The sequence below is a fragment of the Nitrospirillum amazonense genome (assembly GCF_007828045.1).
Taxonomy (GTDB): Bacteria; Pseudomonadota; Alphaproteobacteria; order Azospirillales; family Azospirillaceae; genus Nitrospirillum; species Nitrospirillum amazonense_C.
In genome coordinates, this window is record NZ_VITN01000013.1 from 163,627 (window position 1) to 183,698 (window position 20,072).

Here is a 20,072-nt window from a genome sequence, read left to right on the forward strand (position 1 = left end):
CTCCCGGGCCTGACCCTAGCGGGGCCGCCTCCCAAACTCAAGCGGCTGTCGGCCTATATGCACGACGGGCCAACGGCTGGGCCAATGAACGGGGGGATGGCCCACCCCGCCGTGTCTACGTCGGCTCTCAACCGTTGTGCGACAGCGCCGCGTCGATGGCGGCTTTCAGTTCCGGCGATTCCGGTTCCACCTTGCTGGGGAAGGCGGCGATCAGCGCGCCCTCAGGGCTGATCAGGTACTTGTGGAAATTCCACTTGGGCGCGCCCTTGGCGGCGCCGACCCACTTGTAGAAGGGATGGGCCTTGTCGCCGGTCACCGTTTCCTTCTCCGTCATGGGGAAATCGACGGCGAAGTTGGCGTCGCAGAAGTGCTTGATCTCCTTATTGCTGCCCGGTTCCTGGTCAGCGAAATCGTTGGCAGGCACGCCCAGCACCACCAGGCCCTTGTCCTTGTAGGCGGTGTAGAGAGCCTCAAGGCCCTTGTACTGCGGGGTGAAGCCGCAGAGGGAGGCGGTGTTCACCACCAGGATGGCCTTGCCCTTGAACTGGCTGAGGGGCAGCGGATCGCCGTCGATGGAGGTGAACTTGTAATCGTATGCCGAGCCTGCGGCGGAGCTGGGCAACGGGGTGGCGGCATCGACATGGCGGGCGGCGGCCAGGCCGGCGATGGCCAGGGCGGCCATGGCCAGGCCCCGGAACAGGACGCGGCGGGTCGGCAGGGAAGCGGGCATGGGGTTCTTCCTCGGATATCGGTGGCGGGGCCCCGCTGCCTGGAGGCCCCGCCTGGTCGCGATATCGGACTATAAACCCCGTAACCGGGTTACCTGCAAAACTAATGCGAGGTGCCGGTGAAGGCGGGGCTGACGAACGTGCCCAGCTTGTTGAAGATCATGCGGAAGTAAATGCGGTTGCCGGACGCCAGGCCGACACGCTGGGCGTAATCACGCTCCATGATCAGCGAGAAGGTGTAGCAGTCGTCCTGGTAGGTGGTGGTCAGGCTGGTGGACACGGGTCCGCCGCCCTCGGCCAGGTTGTACCGGGTGGAAAGGCCCACCGTGTAATACTTCAGGAAGGACGAGGTCACGCCGCCGCTGACTTCCTGCAGGTTGGAGGTGGTGTCGGCCGTGGTGCCGTTCTGCAGTTCCAGCTTGTTGATGTACAGGTAGCTGCCCGACACGCGGAAGATGGACGGGCCGAACGATCCGGTGAAATCGTGCATGCGCTGGGCGCCGCTGGTCGGATCCAGTCGGAAACCGTAGCTGATGTCCATCCACGGGCTGGGGGTCAGTTCCAGGCGGCCGACATAGTCGGACTGGCGGCTGTACAGGCCGGAATTGACCGCGAAGTCGGTGTTGTGCTGCAGGCGGTAGCTTTGACCGAAGAACAGGGTGCTGCTGCCGCCGCCATTGCCGTAGACGCCGGCGCGGACACCGTAGGTCACGCGCTGGCCGCCATCGAGAAGGTCGACGCCAGGGTATCGGCTGAGGCGGAACAGGTTGGTGGAATCGAACTCGATGTCCTCGCTGTCCTCGTTCGGCAGGTCGCGGCTGTTGTGATAGTTGGGCGCGGCGGTGAAGGCCACGATGGGTTCGATCATCTCCGACACGGTGCCGTCCTCGCGTACGAAGGGCAGGCGGGTCATGATCTGGCCCTGGGGGAAGATGCGGACGCGGGTGAAGTCGTCCCGGGGGCCGCCGTTGGCCGCGTCCTTCAGGTTGCCGATGGCGTAGGCGTCGGTCCGCAGCAGGGCGTTCACGGTGGTGACCATGCCCAGGCTGTTGGTGTAGTCGCCCTGCCAGCCCGAGACCTGTGAGGCCCGGCGGGACCGCACACCCTGCTCGCGCCACAGGTCCAGGTACTGCGCGTCGAAGGACCAGCGGCCACCCAGCGTTTCGCCCGGCTCGCCCAGGGCGCTGTAGGTGATCAGCGGCAGGGCCACCGGCTCTTCCAACGTGTTGGAAGGGCGCAGGTCCTGGAAGCCGTAGATGCCGGCGTTGAAGTAGTCGCGGCCGGCGAAGTGCTCGGTATAGAGGCGGCTGGTCAGCAGCTGCTCAGCGCTATAGTTGTAGCGCAACAGGAAGTTGTTGTCGGTGACCCGGTTCAGGTCGAAACCCCAGCGCCAGGAATCGTCGATGTCGAAGCGGCCGATGCCCTGCGCCCAGCCGCGCAGCTCCGTCGGGCTGATGGTGCCGTTGGACGTCGCCTGCGGGTTCTGCGTATAGGTGGCTGCCCCCTGCAGTTCCAGGTAGCCGTTGGTGAAGCGCTGGCGATATTTCGTGCCGATGAGCAAGCCGTCGTTGGCGCTGGGCAACAGGTCGAACAGCAGGTCCTTGTCCGGCGAGACGTCGTAGTAATACTTCACCCGCGCGAACATGCCCAAATTGGTGTTGTAGCCAATGGTGGGCGTCAGGAAGCCGCTGCGCCTGTCCACCGTGGGATCGGGCATGGAGAAGGCGGGCAGGTAGGTGATGGGCACGCCCGCCACCTCGATGGTGGCGTCGCGGAAATAGATGTCGTGCGAGGTGTTGTCGTGCGTCACCTGCTTGGCGCGAATTTGCCAGGTGGGCGGCCGCGTGGGATCGTCCTCGCACAGCTTGCAGGGGCTGTAGGTGCCGCGGGTGACGCGGGTATAGCGGCCGTCGATGCGCTCGGCCTGATAGCCGGCGAGGCGGCTGTTGTCCTGCAACAGCATGCGCGACTGGTCGACGAAGGCCTGCTTCTGGTCCTCCGTCAGTTCCGCATAGTCGCCGAACATCACCTCGCCGTCCGGCTGGATCATGACGACGTGACCGCTGGCGGTGATGACGTTGGATCGCTCGCTATAGCTGATGGTGTCGGCCAGCACGACGTGGCCACCCTGCGACAGCTGCACGTTGCCGGTCGCGGTGGTGATGCCAAGCTCATTGTCCGTGTCGACCTGGTCGGCCTCCAGCAGGACGGGCGGCTGGTCCTTCTTCGGCGCGGCCTGAGGGGCGGCGGCCTGGGCGGGCGCAGCCTGGGGGGCGGCGGGTGCTCCGGTGGAAGGCGGTGTCGGCTGCTGTTGCGCCAGTGCCGTGCTGGACATCAGGCCGACCATCAGGGTGGCGGCGATGGCGGCACGCCGCCGCGTGGCGGCCATGGACGGCTCCGCAATCAGGGGATGGGGGCTCAACGTGTCGCACTCCCCGTCAGCGCGCCCGAGTGCACGCAGGGGCTGGGGGTGGGGATGCCGCCGTTCCGGGCCATGTGGCCGATGTCCTTGCTCCGCTTCATGGATCACCTTCTTGCCCATGCCGTGGGCCAAGTCAACACGGCTGGCCCGTTCCACGGGCTCATCTCCCGATATCGTCGGCGCGTGGCCCAGAAACACCATCCTGGAAAACGCCACGGGCGGCACCAACCCCGCGAAGGGGCGGCGGGGATGTCAGGTGAAGGCCTTGAAGGTGATGATGGTGAAAGTGTCCTTGACGCCCGGCAGGGTCTGCAGGCGCTGGGTGACGAAGTGGCCGATGTCGGCCTCGTCACCCAGATAGCACTTCATCATCAGGTCGTACTGGCCGGAGATGGAATGTACCTCGGAAACCTCTTCCAAGGCCTCCACGGCCGAATCGGCCACGTCGTAGGCCTTGCCCAATTCGCACTTGATCTGCACGAAGATGGTCTGCATGGGATGCTTCCAAGCCTCCGGCGTTCGCCGTCACGCCTCGGGCGTGTCGGAACCGTCAAAAGTTTCCGGTGGAACGGCGCGGGCCACGGGACGCGCCACGCGCAGCATGAAGGCCGGCACGTCATCGCCGAAGCCGACGACCGTCGGGCCGTCATCCTCATCCCGCCAGCGGCGGCGCGGCTCGCCCCGGTCATCCTGGCGCGGGGGACGGGCGTCGGCGCGACCCCCCTCGCTCCGGCCGCCCTCACGGGCTTCGCCCCGATTGTCGCGGTTCCGGTTGCGGTCACGGCCGCCCCGCTCAGGGCGTTCCTGGCGCTCAGAGCGTTCGGGCCGTTCCTGGCGTTCCGGCCGGCGGGCCTCCACCGCTTCCTCCGCCACGGGCGCGGCTTCGGCCTGGGCCTCGCGCGGGGCTTCGGGGGCGGCGTCGCCCCGGCTGCTGCCGCGGCGACGGCTGCCGCCCTTGGCGGCGCTGTCGCTCCGGCTGCTGCGACGGCGGCGTCCGCCTTCGCTCTCGCCCTCGGACATGTCCGGGGTTTCCAGGCCATCGATCATGATGCGCGGGATTTCGCGGCCGATCAGCTTCTCGATGGCGCCCAGGGTGCGGCTGTCGTCCGGCGTGGCCAGCATGAAGGCGCGGCCGGACTTGCCAGCGCGGCCGGTACGGCCGATGCGGTGGACGTAGTCGTCGGCGTGGTGGGGCACGTCGAAGTTGAAGACGTGACTGACGCCGGCGATGTCGATGCCGCGCGCGGCCACGTCGCTGCAGCACAGCAGGGCGATCTCACCCTGGCGGAACTGTTCCAGCGTCTCGGTGCGCTTGGACTGCACCATGTCGCCGTGCAGGGCGCCGGCGTTGAAGCCGTGCCTGGTCAGCGACTGGTGCAGCAGGGCGACGTCGCGCTTGCGGTTGCAGAAGATGAAGGCGTTCTTCACGTCCTCTGTTCGCAGCAGGTGGCGCAGGGCCTCGCGCTTGTCCTCGCCCCGCACCATGGCCACCGCCTGGGTGACGGTGGCGGCGGGGGAGGCCGGCGGGGCCACCGTGATCTCGCGCGGGTTCATCAGGAAGGCGTCGGCCAGGCGCCGGATCTCCGGCGGCATGGTGGCCGAGAAGAACAGCGTCTGGCGCATCTTGGGCAGCAGGCCGACGATGCGCTCGATGTCCGGGATGAAACCCATGTCCAGCATGCGGTCGGCTTCGTCGATCACCAGGATCTTGATGTCCGACAGCAGGATGTTGCCGCGGTCGAACAGATCCATCATGCGGCCCGGGGTGGCGATCAGGACATCGACGCCGCGCTCCAGCTTCTTGATCTGGTCGCCGAAGGATTCGCCGCCGATCAGCAGCGCCATGTTCAGCTTGTGGTACTTGCCGTAGACCTCGAAGTTCTCGGCCACCTGCGCCGCCAGCTCGCGCGTCGGCTCCAGGATCAGTGAGCGCGGCATGCGGGCGCGGGCGCGGCCGGATGCCAGGATGTCGATCATGGGCAGGGTGAACGACGCCGTCTTGCCGGTGCCGGTCTGGGCGCAGCCCAGCACGTCGCGACCCTGCAGCACCCAGGGGATCGCCTTTTCCTGAATCGGGGTCGGCTGGCTATAGCCCGCGTCTTCAACCGCGCGAAGGACTTCCGGGCCTAGCCCAATTTCCGAGAAAAGCATGCGACCTTGTATCTGTATGATGTGCGTCGTTAAAAGGACGGGACCCGGCGGAACCGCCGCGCCCCCCTTTGGATCAAGCGCCGGGCCGGCGGGGCCGCCATCCCACGCCAAGCCCGTCTTCAAACGGGATCGGGGCCGCATCCAGGCCTGTACATGGCGGCCCGGCGCCGCCCATACCCGAACCACGCGCGACTTGGCGGAAGTCGCGGCATGATCTAGGGTCGCGCGTTCGATATCAATTCCAGCCCGCAAGGGCAAGGATTTCCTTTAATGTCAACTGTTGTGTCATCTTCCGCGCCCGAGTCCGGGGCGGGAGGGAAGCCGGTTCTTATCCTGTTGCCGGGTTAATCGTGCGACGCGGCCCCGTGGCGCTTCCCCGATGCACCGGCCGGTGACGAGGCAGAGAGACGGAAGCCTGATCGGGCCACCGCCGAGTCGATAGCCTGGCCGCCCTTGTTTTGGGCCCTTGTTTTGGCCGGCGGAAGCCCCATCATCTCAAGAGATGACACGACTTTGTCACCTGGCCGGTTGCGCAGCCCGCGAGAACTGGTCTAGGCTTCCTTTGTCGGCTCAACCGCCCCTTGCTTCATAAGGACGATATCCATGGTCACCATCGGCATCGCTGCTTTCCTCGGCCTCAGCCTGCTCGCCGCGCTGTCCATCGCCGCCGTGAAGCCGGCCGAAGCGAATGCCCATCATGGGCATGGCGGCCACGGCCATGACGATCACGGTCACGGCGGCCACGGCCACTGAGCTTTTCCATTTCTCATTTCCGGTAATGGGCGGTGCCGGGCTGGCAGCCTGGCCGTTCATCCGGTTTGTTTGAAAAAGGCCGCAGCGATGCGGCCTTTTTTCTTGGGTGCGACCAAGATGAGCCCAAATATAATCTTATGCGCGATACACAACGGCCTGGGTGATTGCCATATGGCCATCTTGCGTGTTTGTTGGGGAACGCACGATGGCGACCATTGTTACCGCTAATAATCGTTCGACGCTGGTGAACAGCGGCACGCTGGTCGTGCAGGGCAACCGCGACACCATCGTCGGGTCCGGCAACACCATCACCCTGCTGCAGTCCACCATCAACGGCGTGACCAGCATCGTTGGCGGCGGGAACACCATTGTCGATAGTTTCGCGGGCAATACCATCGCCGTGGGGGGCGGGGTGATCTCCGTCACCGCCACCGCCGATGTGATCACCCTTATCGGCGGCGGCAACATCGTCAATATCAATAACAACAACACCGTCGTCGATAGCTATTCCGGCGACCATGTGTTCTTCAACGGCTTCGCCTCCAGTTTCACCGGCAGCCTGAATTTCCTGACCATCGCCAAAAGCGGCGGCCTGACGGTCAACGGCACCGGCAACCAGGTCACCATGAACGGCTCGGGCACGCTGAACCTCAATACCTCGGGCAATTCCGTCACCGACCTGGGCAGCAACTCCACCATCGTCCTGGCCGCGACCAACCTGGTGGAAACGGTGACGGGCACGGGCGACACCGTATTCCTGAACTACGCCAGCAACGCCCTGTCGGTGGGCGGCAGCAACATGCTGGTCCAGGCGGCGGGCAACACCATCCGTGTCCTGGCCGGCGCCGGCAACGTGACCGTCACCGGCTCGAAGAAAGGGGCCAACCGCCTCTACGCCGGGACCAGCACCATCACCACCCAGTCTGACCTGGCGCTGAATGGCGCCGGCACATCGTTGAATTTCCTGTCCGGCGGCAGCGCCACCTTGACCGGCCCGGCCAGTGCCGGCCCGACCACCATCCTGGGCCGCGACGCGACGCTCACCGTCGCCGGGCCTGGCTTTAACGTCAGCTTGGCGGCCAATGGCCAAACCTTGCTGGGTAATGGTGAGGTCGTCGGCGTGGCCGCGATCGGCGATGTCATCTCCGGCACCGCCAACACCGTCACCGTGGCGCAAGGGGCCGCCGCCACCATTAACGGCACCAACAACATCGTGACCGTCAGCGATGGGGGCAGGGCCGTCGTGCAGGGCGCCGGCAATATCGTCACCGCCGTGGGCGGCGCCACCGTGGCCGCGATGGCCGCCGCCACGACGGTGGTGGGCAACGCCACCGGCGCGACGCTCTCGGGCTCGGCCGCCGCCACCATCCGCTATGACGCCAGCGGCATGTCCATCAATCTGGTCAGCGGGCGCGCCTCGGTCACGGGCGGCAGCAAGGTCGATACGCTGACCAACGTGGGCATCCTGCTGGCCACCGGCAACAACGACACGCTGATGGCGGGCAGCGGCGCCACGCTGTCGCTGACCGGGACGGGCGACCAGGTCACCTTGGCCGGCGGCAAGAACGTCGTGCTCGGCAGCGCCGCCAGCCGCGCCACCATCACCGTCACCGCCAGCAACAGCGTCGAAAGCATCAGCGCCGCGGGTGACACCATCCTGGTGCAGGGCACGGGCGATACGTTGACCCTGGCGGGCACGGGCAACCAAGTGACCACCGCGGCGGGCGGCAGCCTTATCCTGGCCGCCAAGGCCAGCGCCACCCTGAACGGGAATGGCGACACCGCGACCATCGCCAGCGGCGCCAGCCTGACGGTGACCGGCGGCAATGACACGATCACCGCTTCCGACGCGACGCTGACGGTGGCGGCACCCGGCGGTGCGACGGAGACGGTCAACGGCACCAATGCCGCCATCACGCTGACCGTCGCCGGCGAAACCATGACCCTCAACGGCACGGGCAATAGCGTGACGGCAGGCGGTGACGCCATCACCCTGGCCGCCAAGTCCAGCAACACGGTCAACGGCTCCGGCAACGTGGTCACGGTCGGCGCCCAGGGCGGCCTGAAGATGACGGGGCCCGGCAACACCATCACCCTTACCGGCAGCGGGGACACGCTGAACCTGACTGGCGCCGGCAACAAGATCGTCATGGCCGGCACCGGCGCCGCCCTGTCCCTGTCCAGCAACGGGGTGGGCCCCAGCGGGGAGCTGGACCTGTTCGTCACCCATGACAAGGTATGGCTGCAGCGCGCGGGCAACGACCTGGTGGTGGAGCAGCTGGGGGTGGGGCAGGCGGCGCGCCTGGCGAACTGGTTCACCAGCACCAGTGCCGAGGTCGCCACCATCAAGGCCAGCGACGGCGTGCTGCTGACGCCTGCGGACGTCACCACCCTGCTGGGCAAGATGACCACCTTCACCAACGGCCACGCGGGCTTCAACCCGCTGACCACCAGCCAGAGCAGCACGGGCAACAGCTATTACGCCGGCGCCTTGAACGGCGTCTGGCACAGCTGAAAAACGAAACGCCCGGATGGGGAACCGTCCGGGCGTTCGCCTAAGCTTTCAGCCGGCGCTTAAACGTCCAGATCCTGCGCGAACTTGGCGTTTTCCTGGATGAACTTGAAGCGCAGCTCCGGCTTGCGGCCCATCAGGCTTTCCACCAGACTGGCCGTGCTCTCCGCGTCGTCCTTTTGCTCCGGGTCGCGGATGTCCGGTACCGTCACGCGCAGCAGGGTACGGCGCGCCGGGTCCATGGTGGTTTCCTTCAACTGGCTGGGCTGCATCTCGCCCAGGCCCTTGAAGCGGCTGATCTCCACCTTCTGGTTGGCCTTGAACACGCTGCCCAGCAGCTCGTCCTTGTGGGCATCGTCGCGGGCGTAGCGGACGTTGCTGCCCTGGGACAGGCGATACAGCGGGGGCAGGGCGAGGAACAGGTTGCCGTTTTCGATCAGCGCCGGCATCTCGCGATAGAAGAAGGTCATCAGCAGCGAGGCGATGTGCGCGCCATCGACATCGGCGTCCGTCATGATGACGATGCGCTCATAGCGCAGCCGTTCGGCGGAGAACTCCTTGCCGGCGCCGCAGCCCAGGGCCTGCACCAGGTCGCTCAGTTCCTGGTTGCCGCGCAGCTTGTCCGTGCTGGCCGAGGCCACGTTCAGGATCTTGCCGCGCAGGGGCAGGATGGCCTGGGTCTCGCGGTTGCGCGCCTGTTTGGCGCTACCGCCGGCGCTGTCGCCCTCGACGATGAAGATCTCGGTGCCTTCGGAGCTTTGGCGCGAACAGTCGGCCAGCTTGCCGGGCAGGCGCAGGCGGCGGGTGGGGGTCTTGCGCGCCATGTCCTTGGCGGCGCGGCGACGCGCCCGCTCCTCCGCCTTTTCCACCAGGCGGTCCAGCAGCACCTTGGCGGCGTCGGGGGCGGCCGACAGCCAGTGGTCGAAGTGGTCCTTGATGGCCGCCTCGGTCAGGCGCACGGCCTCGGCACTCACCAGCTTTTCCTTGGTCTGGCCCTGGAACTGCGGGTCGCGGATGAAGACGGACAGCAGGATGGTGGCGCCGTCCACCACGTCCTCGGCCGTCAGGGACGGGCCCTTGCGGTTGCCCACCAGCTCGCCATAGCCCTTCAGGCCGCGCGTCAACGCCTGGCGCAGGCCCTGTTCATGGGTGCCGCCCTGGGGCGTGGGTATGGTGTTGCAGTAGGTGTGGCTGAAGCCCTCGTCATCCTCGGGCCAAGCCACCGCCCATTCCACGCGGCCGGCCTGGTTGGGGAAGTCGGCCTGGCCCGCGAAGGCGGTTGGGGTGACGGTGCGCCGGTCCTTCAGGGCCGAGACCAGATAGTCCAGCAGGCCGTTGGGGAAATGCAGGGTCTCGGCCGCCGGGATGGGGCTGTCGTCGGCCAGCAGCGAGGGATCGCAACTCCAGCGGATTTCCACGCCCCGGAACAGATAGGCCTTGGACCGCGCCATGCGGTACAGCCGCTCCGCCTTGAAATGCGCGCCTTCGCCAAAAATCTGGGCGTCGGGGTGGAAGCGCACCAGGGTGCCGCGGCGGTTGTTCACCGGGCCGGCATTCACCAGCGGCGTCAGGGGCACGCCCCGGCTGTAGCTTTGCGTGTAGAGCGTGCGGTCGCGCGCCACCTCCACCGTCAGTTGGTCGGTCAGCGCGGTCACGACGGACAGGCCCACGCCGTGCAGGCCGCCGGAGGTGGCGTAGACCTTGCCGCTGAACTTGCCGCCGGAATGCAGGGTGGTGAGGATGACCTCCAGCGCCGACTTGCCCGGGTATTTCGGATGGTCGTCCACCGGGATGCCACGGCCGTTGTCGCGGATGGACACGGTGCCGTCGGCCGCCAGTTCCAGGTCGATGCGGTTGGCGTGGCCGGCCACCGCCTCGTCCATGGCGTTGTCCAGCACCTCGGCCACCAGATGGTGCAGGGCGCGTTCGTCCGTGCCGCCGATGTACATGCCAGGGCGGCGGCGGACAGGCTCCAGCCCCTCCAGAACCTCGATGTCCTGGGCGGAATAGCTGTCTTGCTTGCGGGCGGTATTCTGAAACAGGTCGCTCATACCCCATTATAGGAGCGGGCGTCGCCGCAGTTCAAGGACCGGGGCGGCGGATCGGCCCCGATGACCACCACATTTTGTAAGGATGGCCGCGGCACCCTCCCAAATCGGGGGTGCCCGGCCTGGAGTACGGACCCATGAACGACCAACCGCCCGCCCCCGACTTTTCCACGGCGCCGGCGCTGCGCACCTTCGCCATGCCGGCGGACACCAACGCCAACGGCGACATCTTCGGCGGCTGGGTGCTGTCGCAGATGGATCTGGCCGGTGCCGCCAAGGCCGTGCGGCGGGCGCGGGGCAGGGTGGCGACCGTGGGCATCGAGGCCATGAAGTTCTACCGGCCGGTGGCGGTGGGCGATGAGTTGAACTGCTACACCGAGATCCTGGCCGTTGGCCGCACCTCCGTCCGCGTGCGCATCGACACCTGGGTGCGCCGGGGCGCCACGGGCGAGGCGGTGCGGGTGACCGAGGGCGTCTTCACCTATGTCGCCATCGGCGAAGACGGTCGCCCCCGTCCCGTCGAGGCGGATTAGGGCCAGGCGCGACCGACAAGTTGATTTATCCATAGGCCCCGACCGGGGCCGCCGCAGCGAGCATCGCAGGGCGGAGCGAGGACAAGCCAAAGGCGCGGATGCGCCTGCCGGCGTTTGAGGAAAACGAACAAACGAAAACAGGCCCGTTCCGATGCGGAACGGGCCTGTGAACGCTAGGCCAAAGCCCCGACGAAGTGCTTAGTTGCCCTTCGGGGGTTCAGTCGTGGAAGGCTCCGGCGTGGCCGGGGCCGGGGTGGCGTCGGACGGGGCCGGCGCCGGGGTGGCGGTGCTGTCAGCCGGGGCGGCGGCCGGGGGTTCGGCGGCGGGCGCCGCCGGGGCGGCAGCCGGGGCTTCGGTCTTGGCAGGGGCCGGGGCGTCGTGCTTGTCGCAAGCAGCCAAGCCAACCAACAGAACCGGGGCGAGCATCAGGGCTTTAAAGCGCATATTCCTCTCCTTCTATGCGTCTTTACGCGCGGATTGGTTCCGCACGTCTTGACGTCGTGGCCCGAGGCTCCCGAGCCACGACAATGATTTTGCAGCACCTTCCGGCGGAATTAAGGCAACGCGGCCGGCCAATGCGGGAAACCCTGCCAGCGCGTTAACCACGACGGAACGCTACCGCCTTGATAACACGCCAGTCTGGACATCATTCCAAGCAGGAATTCGTCCTAAGCCTTTTTGACCCGGGGGCGGGCGCCACTCAACGGGGATTTCCGTCTAGTCCCTGGGTGCGGCAAGCCGCCGCAAGGCCAAGTCCAGGGCCGACTTCAACTGTCCTGCGGAATATGGCTTTTGCACGAAGCCCAAGGGATAGGTCAGGCTGGCCCGGGCCATGGTCTGCTCGTCCGTGTAGGCCGATAGGAAGACCGACCGCAGGCTGAATTCGTTTCTGAGTCGCCGGGCCGTGTCGATTCCATCCACGGTGCCCTTCAGGCGGATGTCCATGAGGGCCAGGTCGGGATGGCTGCTGGCGGCCAGCGCGACGGCCTCGGGTTCGGAGGCCGCGATGCCGCAGACGTAATAGCCCAGATCCTCGACCGTCAGGCGAATGCCCAAGGCCACCAGGGCGTCATCCTCCACGATCATCAAACGGACTGCGGCGTCATCGCCGTCGTCGGCGTCCCGGTTGATTTCTGCCTGACTCATGCTTCCCCTGACTGGTCATCCCCGACGCGATGCCTTGTGGAAGCCGCCCCCCGGCGTGCGCCCCACGCATATCCTCATGCCCAGGCCTGATGGCCAGGTCGGGACCCAAGGGCCCCATTGCAACACTGTTCCTTCAGTAGGTACAGCAAGCCATGAGCCTAAACAATTCAGCCAGATGATCGAAACTTTCGGGGTTACACTTTAGGGATTATTGCTTTTGCCCCGGTGTTTGCGTTTGGGGCGGGGGCCCGGACCGTTGGGCCGCGCACAGCCGGATGCGCTCCACCGCCTGATCCACCGTGCGCCCGCCGCCCTCCAGCTCGGAGGCCATGGGCCGGAAGAAGCCCTCTACCTGGTCCGCCGCGGTAGCGCTGCACAGCCCTTCCAGCGGCAGGGTCAGCGCACCCAAGGTGGCGGAGGAACCGCGGGCGCGCAGATGGGCCATGTTGGCCTGGACCCAGGCCCAATAGGCGGGGACGTGGCTGGATTCGCGCCCCTGGCCGCGAATCAGCATGTTGACCTCGTTCAGTTTCAGCCAAGGCGCGAACACCATGTCGCGCACCTCCGCCGCCAGGGTGGGGTCGGTCACCCGGTTCAAGGCGTCCAGCGCCATTTCCCGCTCTTCCGCGTCGGTGGAGGATCGCAGCTGATCGACCAGGCCGTTGATATAGGGACGCCCCAGTTCCTGGGCCATGACCGCCATGCCCGTGGCCCGTATCTCCGCCGGCGGCTGGGTGTCGGACGCCCGCATCAAAGCCATCAAGCGGGCCCGCACATCCTCGTCCCGCAGCTCCAGCGCCAGGAAAGCCACCAGCCGGTCGCGCAGCAGGGCGGTGTTTTCCGGCGCCACCCGGTCCAGCTTGCCCGGCGTCAGCCCCACGCGGGCCAGCACCGGCCGCCAGGCCTGCAGCAGGAACAGGCGCAGGGCGGCACGGTCGCTGTCGGTCGGCGCCTGCTCCAGCAACTGCTTCAGCCGGGGGAAGGGGGCGGAGGCCACGTCCCAGGCCGGCACGGTGGCCAGGCTGACGGCGGCGGTGAGGTACAGCGACTGGGGCTGGTGGCCGGCCGCGACTTCGCCCCACAGGCTTTCCAGCAGGGCCAACTGCTCCGCCGCCGGCAGGCGCGGCAGCACAGCCAGCAGCCGGCGCCAGTGTTCGGTCGTCAGCGACAGCCGGAAATAGCCGGCGCCGGTGGCGTTGGGGATCAGCACCGCCGGGCAGGCGGACTGGCTGAGGGAAAGGGTCTGACGCGCCGTTGTCACCATCATGCAGGTGGTGGCGCCGGCCGCGCCCGGCCGCACGCACAAGGGCAGGGTCCAGTGGGCCGCCGTGGCGGCCTCGGAACCCAGGGGGCGGTACCGGCGCTGGGCCGTCAGAACCTGCAGCCCGGTGCGGGGGCAGGTCCAGCCCAGCGACAGGCGCGGTACGCCCGGCAGGTTGATGTAGGAGCGCAGGGAATCGACCAGCACCGGGTCATGCACCGTGTCGGCCAGGGCGCCGAAGAAATCCTGGGCCGTCGCCACGCCGTCGATGTGGCGGCGCAGGTGCGTGGCTACCGCCTTGCGGAAAGCGTCGGGGCCGATATAGCCCTCCACCATCGACAGCACGCCGGCTCCCTTGCGGTAGGTGATGTTGTCGAAGGCGGTTTCGATGTCGCTGGTGGTGGCGATGGGCTGGTGGATGGTGCGGGTGGAGGCAAGGGAGTCCAGGTCCATCGCCTCCAGCGCCTCCTGCTCCACCACGCGGGCGGTCAGCATGCGCGGCTGCCAGGCATCCACCGCTTTGGGCGCCAGCCAACTGGCGAACGCCTCGTTCAGCCAGATGTCCTCCCAACCGGCCGGCGTCACCAGATCGCCGAACCATTGGTGGGCGATTTCGTGGGCGTGCAGCACCAGGAAGCGGCGGCGCGCGTCCACCGTGTCATCGGCCTTCACCAGCAGGCGCTGCTCGCTATAGAGGATGGTCCCGGCGTTCTCCATACCCACGGCGTCGAAGTCGGGGGCCGCGATCAGGTCCAGCTTGCCGTAGGCGTAGGGGATGCCGAAGTAGCGTTCCATCGTCAGGAACAGGCCCGGCGTGACCGACAGGGCATAGGCCAGGCGCGAACCCTTGCCATGCAGGGCCACGCCGCGCAGGGGGATGGGCCGGCGGCGGGCGCCGCTGGGCGGGATGGTCGGCCCCTTCACAATGTCCAGCGGACCCACCGCGAAGGCCAGCAGGTAGGTGGGCAAGGGCCGGGTGGGGGCGAAAGTCAGGCGCCGGCCGCCACCGGGCACCGCCTCCTCCCGCACGGGCAGGGTGTTGGTCACCGCCTCGTCCCCCGCCTTCACCGTCAGCGTGATGTCATAGGGCGTCTTGAAGCGCGGCTCGTCGAAGCAAGGCCAGGCCTGGCGGGCGCTGATGGCCTCGAACTGGCTGAAGGCGTAGTTCAGCCCCTTCTCACTGACCCGGTAGAGACCGTCCAGCGAGGGGTCGAAAGGGGCGGTGTAGGTGAAGCGTAGCGTCAAGGTCTGCGGCGCCAGCGACCGGGGAAAGCCCATGCGGGCCACGCCGTCCGGTGTCACCTGGTCCCAGGTGGCGGGCAGATGCTCCCCCGCCGCCGTCACCACCTCGGCCGAGGCCATGTCCAGGTCGCGGCCGTTCAGCCAGATGTGGTCCGCCGCCTTGCCCAGCGCGACCTTGATCTCCACCTGGCCGGAGTATTCGGTCTGGTCCGGATCTATGGCCAGGTTCAGGCGGTAGCGCAGGGGGCGCGCCGTATCGGGCAGGCGCACGGTGGGCACCACCTCTTCCGTATCGGCCTGCACCTTCAGGGGCTTGGGCTTGGCCGCCCAGGCGTCGGCCCGGGGCGGCAGCAGGGCCGCGAGGACCAGGGCCAGGAACAGGACCGTGAGGCGGGGCAGGGTGGGCAAGGCGGTCGGTGTTTCCTGGCTGGGCTGTCGTCGAGTGCCGCGCACTATGACCGTGACATTCCACCGCGCGCAACGTCCCGATGCGGCTAGGACTTCGGGCGAGGGGGACCCGCGCATGGTCATGCAAGCGACGCTGTTCCCGTATAAGGTGTCGCGACTTTAACGGACCGAAGGCTTGGAAATATGCGGTGCAGGGCGCGTGTGGCCGCGATTGCGGTGATGGCCTGGTCGGCGTGGGCGGGAGCGGCGCCGGCGGCGGAGCCCACGATGCCCGCGCCGAAGCCGCTGGTCTATAAACAGCCCCTGCGCGACAAGCTGTTCTATGGCTTGAGCCTGCTGTCGCGCGACCCGCAGGCACTGGCGGCCGTGGCGACCGCGCCGGAACTGAACCGCCTGGCGGCGGAACGCCGTGCCCGGGCGCGCGGGGCGGTGGAGGCCTGTGGCGGCGACACCGGGTGTTACGTCCGCGGCTTCGACTGGTCGGACGCGGAGGTGGCGGCCGCCGGCCAGGCTTTGGCCGCCGCCCTCAAGGCCCATCCCGAGGCCGCGCGGCGCCTGGCGGCCGCCCTGGACGCCAGCGGTCTCTACCCGGCGATGCCGGGCCAGGATGCCGACGTGGTGGTTCGCGCCTGGACGCAGGCTGCGGCCACCGCCCATCACATCCTGGCGGTCTACGGCCTCGGCGAGAAGCCGCGCGGCCCCGCCATCGACGGCCCCGCTTATGACGTGGCGGCCCCCGCCTATGGCACGCTGGTGAAGAGCACGGTTTCCGTCCTGGCGGACGGCCTGGCGGATGACAGCCCGTTCTTCGAGCCGGCGGAGGTCTTCGCCCTGCTGCTGTTGCAGATCAACCGCCGGGATGAGGCCGGCCGGTTCGAACCCATGGAGGCCGGCGAGAACAAGGCGGCGGTCGCCCGCCTGAAGACCATCAACTGGGCCAAGTATCCCTACACCGCCCTGGTGGTGCCGGGCTATGGGCCGGAGACGGCGGGCGTGGCCCTGTCTGCGCCCGGGCTGTTGCGGGTACAGTTGGCGGCCAGGCGCTGGCGTGACGGCAAGGCGCCGGTCATCATCGTCAGCGGCGGGAACGTCCATCCCAACCAGACGCCCTATAATGAGGCGCTGGAGATGAAAAAGGCCCTGGTCCAGGATTATGGCGTACCAGCCGACGCCATCCTGGTGGAGCCGCACGCCCGCCACACCACCACCAACCTGCGCAACGCCGACCGCCTGATCTACCGCTACGGCATGCCCATGGACCGCAAGGCCCTGGTGGTCACCGACCTGGGCCAGAGCGGCTATATCACCGAGGACCGCTTCGCCACGCGCAACCAGGAGGATTTGGGCTCCGTCCCCTTCACCGGGCTGGAGCGGGTGTCGCCCTTCGACGTGGCCTATCTGCCCACCCTGTCGGCCCTGACGCTGGACGCCGGCGACCCCCTGGATCCCTGAAGCGCATCAGCCCTGCTTTCCCGCCGCTGGATAACAATCCAACAGCGGATATGGTGTCCGCGCAATTAAACTACGCCGACATCAAGCGCGGCGAATAATAGGGAACTGACTCATGGGTAGGCAGAAGGTTGAGGTGGCGTCCGCCTGGGGCGAGGCCATCGGCTATTCGCGGGCGGTCAAGGCCGGCGACCTGATTTTCGTGTCGGGCACCACCGCCAGCGGTGGCCCGGATGGCAAGGCCTTCCACCCCGGCGACGCCGGCGGCCAGGCCAAGGTGATCCTGGAGCGCATCGTGGCCGCCCTGGCCGAGCTGGGCGCCGGGCCCGAGCACGTGGTGGAAACACGCATCTACCTGACCGACATGAGCACCTGGCAGGATGTGGGCCGCGCCCACGGCGCCGTCTTCGGCGGGGCCAAGCCCGCCACCACCATCGTGCAGGTGGGCCCCCTGATCTCCCCCGACCTGCTGGTGGAAATCAGCGCCACCGCCTCGCTGGCGGAATGAGGTGAAGGGGCGCCCGGTTCCAGTGGATCGGGCGTTCTGCCGTTACAGGCGATCCTGGGCGCCGTGCCAGACGCGCAGGATATGCACGTCGCCCTCCGCATCGATCTCATAAACGATGATGTAGGGTCGATAGGCGATCAGTTCCCGGGTTGCCGCTACACGCCCAAGGCGTCCCCGGCGGGGAAAGTCCACAAGGCTTTCACCGGCGATGAACAAGGCGCGCGCTACTTGACCAGCGGCCACTGGATTGTCGTGGGCGATATAGCTGGTGATCCGGGCGACGTCGTCACGGGCGTCTTCGCGCCCAATGACACTCACAAGTCACGGGCCGCTGGTGGTGGAGCATCAAAGCGACCTTCAGCCAACGCGCGCAGCCAAACCCGCATTTCCTCATGCGGGACCCCGCGCTTGTTGGCGCGCGCCTTCTCGATCGCCGCCGTGAGAGCGGCGAGCTCAGCGGCGGCTTCGTCTTCGCCGTCGGGGAAGGTGGGGGCGAGGTTGCTCATGCCCCATAAGATGGGCTGTAACCGAATGGATGTCGAGGGGCCAAAGACGTTAGGCCCAGTGGATGCGAGGCCTGGACAGCCGCCCCGTCCACCCGCGATAGTTGGGCCACAATAATTGGGAGGCCCGCCCGTGACTGGTACTGAAACCGTCGCCCACCGCATCTGCCCCTTGTGCGAGGCCTGCTGCGGCCTGGAGGTCACGTCGGTGGACGGCGTCGTCTCCCGCATCCGGGGGCATGACGCCGATGTGTTCAGCCACGGCTTCATCTGCCCCAAAGGCGTGGCGCTGAAGGATTTGCATGAGGATCCGGATCGGCTGCGCGCGCCACTCATCAAGCGCGACGGCTGCTTCGTCGAGGCCACGTACGAGGAGGCCTTCGCGGAGATCGAGCGGCGGCTGACGCCCCTGCTGGAAACCCACGGCCGCGACGCGGCGGCCACCTATATTGGCAACCCCGCCGCCCACAAGATGGGCCTGCTGCTGTACACGCCGGTGCTGGCGCGGGCGCTGGGTACGCGCAACATCTATTCCGCCTCCACCCTGGACCAGATGCCCAAGCAGCTGTCCAGCGGCCTGATGTTCGGCCATTGGCTGAGCATCCCCGTGCCGGATATCGAGCGCACCAAGCTGATGGTCATCCTGGGCGGCAACCCCATGGCGTCCAACGGCAGCCTGTGGACCGTGCCGGACTTCCGCGGCAAGGCCCAGGACCTGAAGGCGCGCGGCGGGCGGCTGGTGGTGATCGACCCCCGGCGGACGGAGACGGCGGCCCTGGCCGATGAGCATCACTTCATCCGCCCGGGCAGCGACATCTTCTTTTTGGCCGCCCTGGTCCACACCCTGTTCGACGAGGGGCTGGTGCGGCTGGGCCGGCTGGCGGAGCATGTGAGCGGCGTTGAGGAGTTGCGCGCCGCCATCGCGCCCTTCACCCCTGAACGGGCCGCCGCCCACACCGCCATTCCGGCCGACACCATCCGCGCCCTGGCGCGGGACTTGGCGGGCTCGGCGCCGGCGGTGTTGTACGGCCGCATCGGCACCTGCACCCAGGAATTCGGCACCCTGGCCAGTTGGCTGGTAGATGCCGTCAACGTCCTGACCGGCAACCTGGACGCGCTGGGCGGGGCGATGTTCCCCAAGGCCGCCGCCTTCGCCGCCAACACGGTGGGGACGGGCGGCAAGGGGCGGGGCGTGCCCCTGGGCCGCCGCCGCTCCCGCGTGTCGAACGCGCCGGAGGTGTTCGGCGAACTGCCCGTGGGCTGCCTGGCGGAGGAGATCGAGACGACGGGCGAGGGCCAGGTGCGGGCCCTGTTCACCGTGGCCGGCAACCCCGTCCTGTCATCGCCCAATGGCGACCGGCTGGCGCGCGCCTTGGACCAGTTGGACCTGATGGTCAGCGTCGATATCTATCTGAACGAGACGACACGCCACGCCGACGTCATCCTGCCGGGCGTGTCGCCCTTCCAGGACAGCCACTACGACGTGGCCTTTCCGCAGCTGTCCTATCGCAACCACGCTCGCTACAGCCCGGCGCTGTTGCCCCGGGGTCAAGGCGTCCTGGCGGAATGGCAGGTGCTGCTGAAGCTGGCCGCCATCGCGGAAGGCAAGGGGGCCGATGCCGACCTCGCCGCCCTGGATGACGCCATGGTGGCGGCGGAGGTGGGGCGTTGGGCGGGGGACCATACCGCCGCCGTCCTGGCCGCCGTCTCGCGCTGGACGGGGCCGGAGCGCCTGCTGGATTTGGCCCTGCGCGGCGGGCCCTATGGCGACGGCTTCGGCCGCAAGCCGGGCGGCCTGACCCTGGCCAAGGTGGCGGACAGCGTCGGCGGCATCGACCTGGGCGCGTTGCAACCCCGTATTCCGGAGGTGCTGCGCACCCCCAGCGGCCGCATCGAGCTGGCGCCCGACATCCTGGTGGCGGACCTGGCCCGCGCCCTGGCGGCGCTGGAACAGCCGGCACCGGACCTGGTGATCATCGGCCGGCGCGACCTGCGCTCCAACAACAGTTGGATGCACAACCTGCCCATCCTGGCCAAGGGGCCGTTCCGCTGCACGGTGCTGGTGCACCCCGATGACGCCCGCCGCCACGGGGTGGTCCATGGCGGCCACGCCCGCCTGTCCCGCGCCGGCCGGGCGATCGAGGTGCAGGTGGCCGTCAGCGCCGACATGATGCCCGGGGTCGTCAGCCTGCCCCACGGCTGGGGCCATGACGTGGATGGCGCCAAGCTCGGGCTGGCCAGCCAGCGCCCCGGCGCCAACCTCAACGCCCTGCTGGACGAGAACCTGCGCGACCCGCTGTCCGGCAACGCCGTGCTGAGCGGCGTGCCGGTGACGCTGGAGCCCGCCCCGCTGCCGGCGGTGCGGGCGGCGGAGTAGGGGACAACGGTTTTGGGAACCGTCGCGCTAC

The 20,072-nt window shown here is 67.8% G+C and carries 16 protein-coding genes; 6 read left to right on the forward strand and 10 right to left on the reverse strand.

Translation table 11 applies throughout. The annotated features are described in order from the left end of the window. Positions 1–127 precede the first annotated feature (127 nt). The 4 genes from FBZ89_RS19805 to FBZ89_RS19825 form a co-directional block, all read right to left on the reverse strand. Positions 128–730: a glutathione peroxidase gene (locus FBZ89_RS19805; RefSeq protein ID WP_145751569.1), complete on the reverse strand. Its 603-nt coding sequence runs from the start codon at positions 728–730 to the stop codon at positions 128–130. Between the two features lie 101 nt (positions 731–831). Continuing rightward, entirely contained in the window at positions 832–3,150 is a 2,319-nt protein-coding gene (locus FBZ89_RS19810; protein WP_246172353.1) for an LPS-assembly protein LptD, read from the reverse strand. 252 nt (positions 3,151–3,402) lie between these two features. After that, positions 3,403–3,645 carry an Lrp/AsnC ligand binding domain-containing protein gene (locus FBZ89_RS19815; protein ID WP_145751570.1) on the reverse strand — a complete coding sequence of 81 codons (243 nt, stop codon included), beginning with the start codon at positions 3,643–3,645 and terminating at the stop codon, positions 3,403–3,405. A 30-nt stretch (positions 3,646–3,675) separates the two neighbouring features. Continuing rightward, the gene (locus tag FBZ89_RS19825) at positions 3,676–5,301 is read right to left on the reverse strand and encodes a DEAD/DEAH box helicase (RefSeq protein ID WP_186457451.1); all 1,626 of its coding nucleotides are present in this window, start codon (positions 5,299–5,301) and stop codon (positions 3,676–3,678) included. A gap of 603 nt (positions 5,302–5,904) precedes the next feature. On the opposite strand from FBZ89_RS19825, the gene FBZ89_RS30940 reads away from it, so the two are divergent. Beyond that, the gene (locus FBZ89_RS30940) at positions 5,905–6,054 is read left to right on the forward strand and encodes a hypothetical protein (RefSeq protein WP_157999429.1); all 150 of its coding nucleotides are present in this window, start codon (positions 5,905–5,907) and stop codon (positions 6,052–6,054) included. Between the two features lie 205 nt (positions 6,055–6,259). Next, complete coding sequence (locus FBZ89_RS19830) at positions 6,260–8,569, forward strand: beta strand repeat-containing protein (RefSeq protein ID WP_145751572.1); 2,310 nt, start codon at positions 6,260–6,262, stop codon at positions 8,567–8,569. 59 nt (positions 8,570–8,628) lie between these two features. Here the strand turns inward: FBZ89_RS19830 and parE are convergent, their stop codons facing one another. Next, positions 8,629–10,617 (reverse strand): DNA topoisomerase IV subunit B, encoded by a 1,989-nt coding sequence (gene parE / locus FBZ89_RS19835; protein WP_145751573.1) that lies wholly within the window; start codon positions 10,615–10,617, stop codon positions 8,629–8,631. Between the two features lie 134 nt (positions 10,618–10,751). Between parE and FBZ89_RS19840 the strand changes: the two genes are divergently transcribed. Beyond that, on the forward strand, positions 10,752–11,147 hold the full coding sequence (locus FBZ89_RS19840; RefSeq protein ID WP_145751574.1) for an acyl-CoA thioesterase: 396 nt from the start codon (positions 10,752–10,754) through the stop codon (positions 11,145–11,147). A gap of 198 nt (positions 11,148–11,345) precedes the next feature. On the opposite strand, the gene FBZ89_RS19845 is transcribed toward FBZ89_RS19840, so the two are convergent. The 3 genes from FBZ89_RS19845 to FBZ89_RS19855 form a co-directional block, all read right to left on the reverse strand. Beyond that, entirely contained in the window at positions 11,346–11,591 is a 246-nt protein-coding gene (locus FBZ89_RS19845) for a hypothetical protein (RefSeq protein ID WP_088871635.1), read from the reverse strand. A 273-nt stretch (positions 11,592–11,864) separates the two neighbouring features. Beyond that, positions 11,865–12,293, reverse strand: a complete 429-nt coding sequence (locus FBZ89_RS19850; protein ID WP_145751575.1) for a response regulator — start codon at positions 12,291–12,293, stop codon at positions 11,865–11,867. Between the two features lie 208 nt (positions 12,294–12,501). After that, positions 12,502–15,204: a M1 family metallopeptidase gene (locus tag FBZ89_RS19855; protein WP_186457452.1), complete on the reverse strand. Its 2,703-nt coding sequence runs from the start codon at positions 15,202–15,204 to the stop codon at positions 12,502–12,504. Positions 15,205–15,471: 267 nt separating this feature from the next. Between FBZ89_RS19855 and FBZ89_RS19860 the strand changes: the two genes are divergently transcribed. Together FBZ89_RS19860 and FBZ89_RS19865 are read left to right on the forward strand one after the other, a co-directional pair. Further along, positions 15,472–16,656 (forward strand): YdcF family protein, encoded by a 1,185-nt coding sequence (locus tag FBZ89_RS19860; RefSeq protein ID WP_145751577.1) that lies wholly within the window; start codon positions 15,472–15,474, stop codon positions 16,654–16,656. Positions 16,657–16,768: 112 nt separating this feature from the next. Then, positions 16,769–17,161, forward strand: coding sequence for a RidA family protein (locus tag FBZ89_RS19865; RefSeq protein ID WP_145751578.1), 393 nt, complete (start codon positions 16,769–16,771; stop codon positions 17,159–17,161). A 42-nt stretch (positions 17,162–17,203) separates the two neighbouring features. Here FBZ89_RS19865 and FBZ89_RS19870 read toward each other — a convergent pair whose 3' ends face one another. Both FBZ89_RS19870 and FBZ89_RS19875 read right to left on the reverse strand, forming a co-directional pair. Continuing rightward, the gene (locus FBZ89_RS19870) at positions 17,204–17,479 is read right to left on the reverse strand and encodes a type II toxin-antitoxin system RelE/ParE family toxin (RefSeq protein ID WP_145751579.1); all 276 of its coding nucleotides are present in this window, start codon (positions 17,477–17,479) and stop codon (positions 17,204–17,206) included. Next, positions 17,476–17,667 (reverse strand): hypothetical protein, encoded by a 192-nt coding sequence (locus tag FBZ89_RS19875; RefSeq protein ID WP_145751580.1) that lies wholly within the window; start codon positions 17,665–17,667, stop codon positions 17,476–17,478. The genes FBZ89_RS19870 and FBZ89_RS19875 overlap by 4 nt, the downstream gene beginning before the upstream one ends. A gap of 130 nt (positions 17,668–17,797) precedes the next feature. Here FBZ89_RS19875 and FBZ89_RS19880 point away from each other — a divergent pair, with 130 nt between their 5' ends. Continuing rightward, on the forward strand, positions 17,798–20,041 hold the full coding sequence (locus tag FBZ89_RS19880) for a molybdopterin-dependent oxidoreductase (RefSeq protein WP_186457453.1): 2,244 nt from the start codon (positions 17,798–17,800) through the stop codon (positions 20,039–20,041). Positions 20,042–20,072 lie beyond the last annotated feature (31 nt).

What these genes read in the sequence shown, in the direction of transcription:
- FBZ89_RS19805 (WP_145751569.1), bottom strand. Translation starts at nt 730, where the DNA reads ATGCCCGCTTCCCTGCCGACCCGCCGCGTCCTGTTCCGGGGCCTGGCC.
- FBZ89_RS19815 (WP_145751570.1), bottom strand. Translation starts at nt 3,645, where the DNA reads ATGCAGACCATCTTCGTGCAGATCAAGTGCGAATTGGGCAAGGCCTAC.
- FBZ89_RS19825 (WP_186457451.1), bottom strand. Translation starts at nt 5,301, where the DNA reads ATGCTTTTCTCGGAAATTGGGCTAGGCCCGGAAGTCCTTCGCGCGGTT.
- FBZ89_RS30940 (WP_157999429.1), top strand. Translation starts at nt 5,905, where the DNA reads ATGGTCACCATCGGCATCGCTGCTTTCCTCGGCCTCAGCCTGCTCGCC.
- FBZ89_RS19830 (WP_145751572.1), top strand. Translation starts at nt 6,260, where the DNA reads ATGGCGACCATTGTTACCGCTAATAATCGTTCGACGCTGGTGAACAGC.
- parE (WP_145751573.1), bottom strand. Translation starts at nt 10,617, where the DNA reads ATGAGCGACCTGTTTCAGAATACCGCCCGCAAGCAAGACAGCTATTCC.
- FBZ89_RS19840 (WP_145751574.1), top strand. Translation starts at nt 10,752, where the DNA reads ATGAACGACCAACCGCCCGCCCCCGACTTTTCCACGGCGCCGGCGCTG.
- FBZ89_RS19845 (WP_088871635.1), bottom strand. Translation starts at nt 11,591, where the DNA reads ATGCGCTTTAAAGCCCTGATGCTCGCCCCGGTTCTGTTGGTTGGCTTG.
- FBZ89_RS19850 (WP_145751575.1), bottom strand. Translation starts at nt 12,293, where the DNA reads ATGAGTCAGGCAGAAATCAACCGGGACGCCGACGACGGCGATGACGCC.
- FBZ89_RS19860 (WP_145751577.1), top strand. Translation starts at nt 15,472, where the DNA reads ATGCCCGCGCCGAAGCCGCTGGTCTATAAACAGCCCCTGCGCGACAAG.
- FBZ89_RS19865 (WP_145751578.1), top strand. Translation starts at nt 16,769, where the DNA reads ATGGGTAGGCAGAAGGTTGAGGTGGCGTCCGCCTGGGGCGAGGCCATC.
- FBZ89_RS19875 (WP_145751580.1), bottom strand. Translation starts at nt 17,667, where the DNA reads ATGAGCAACCTCGCCCCCACCTTCCCCGACGGCGAAGACGAAGCCGCC.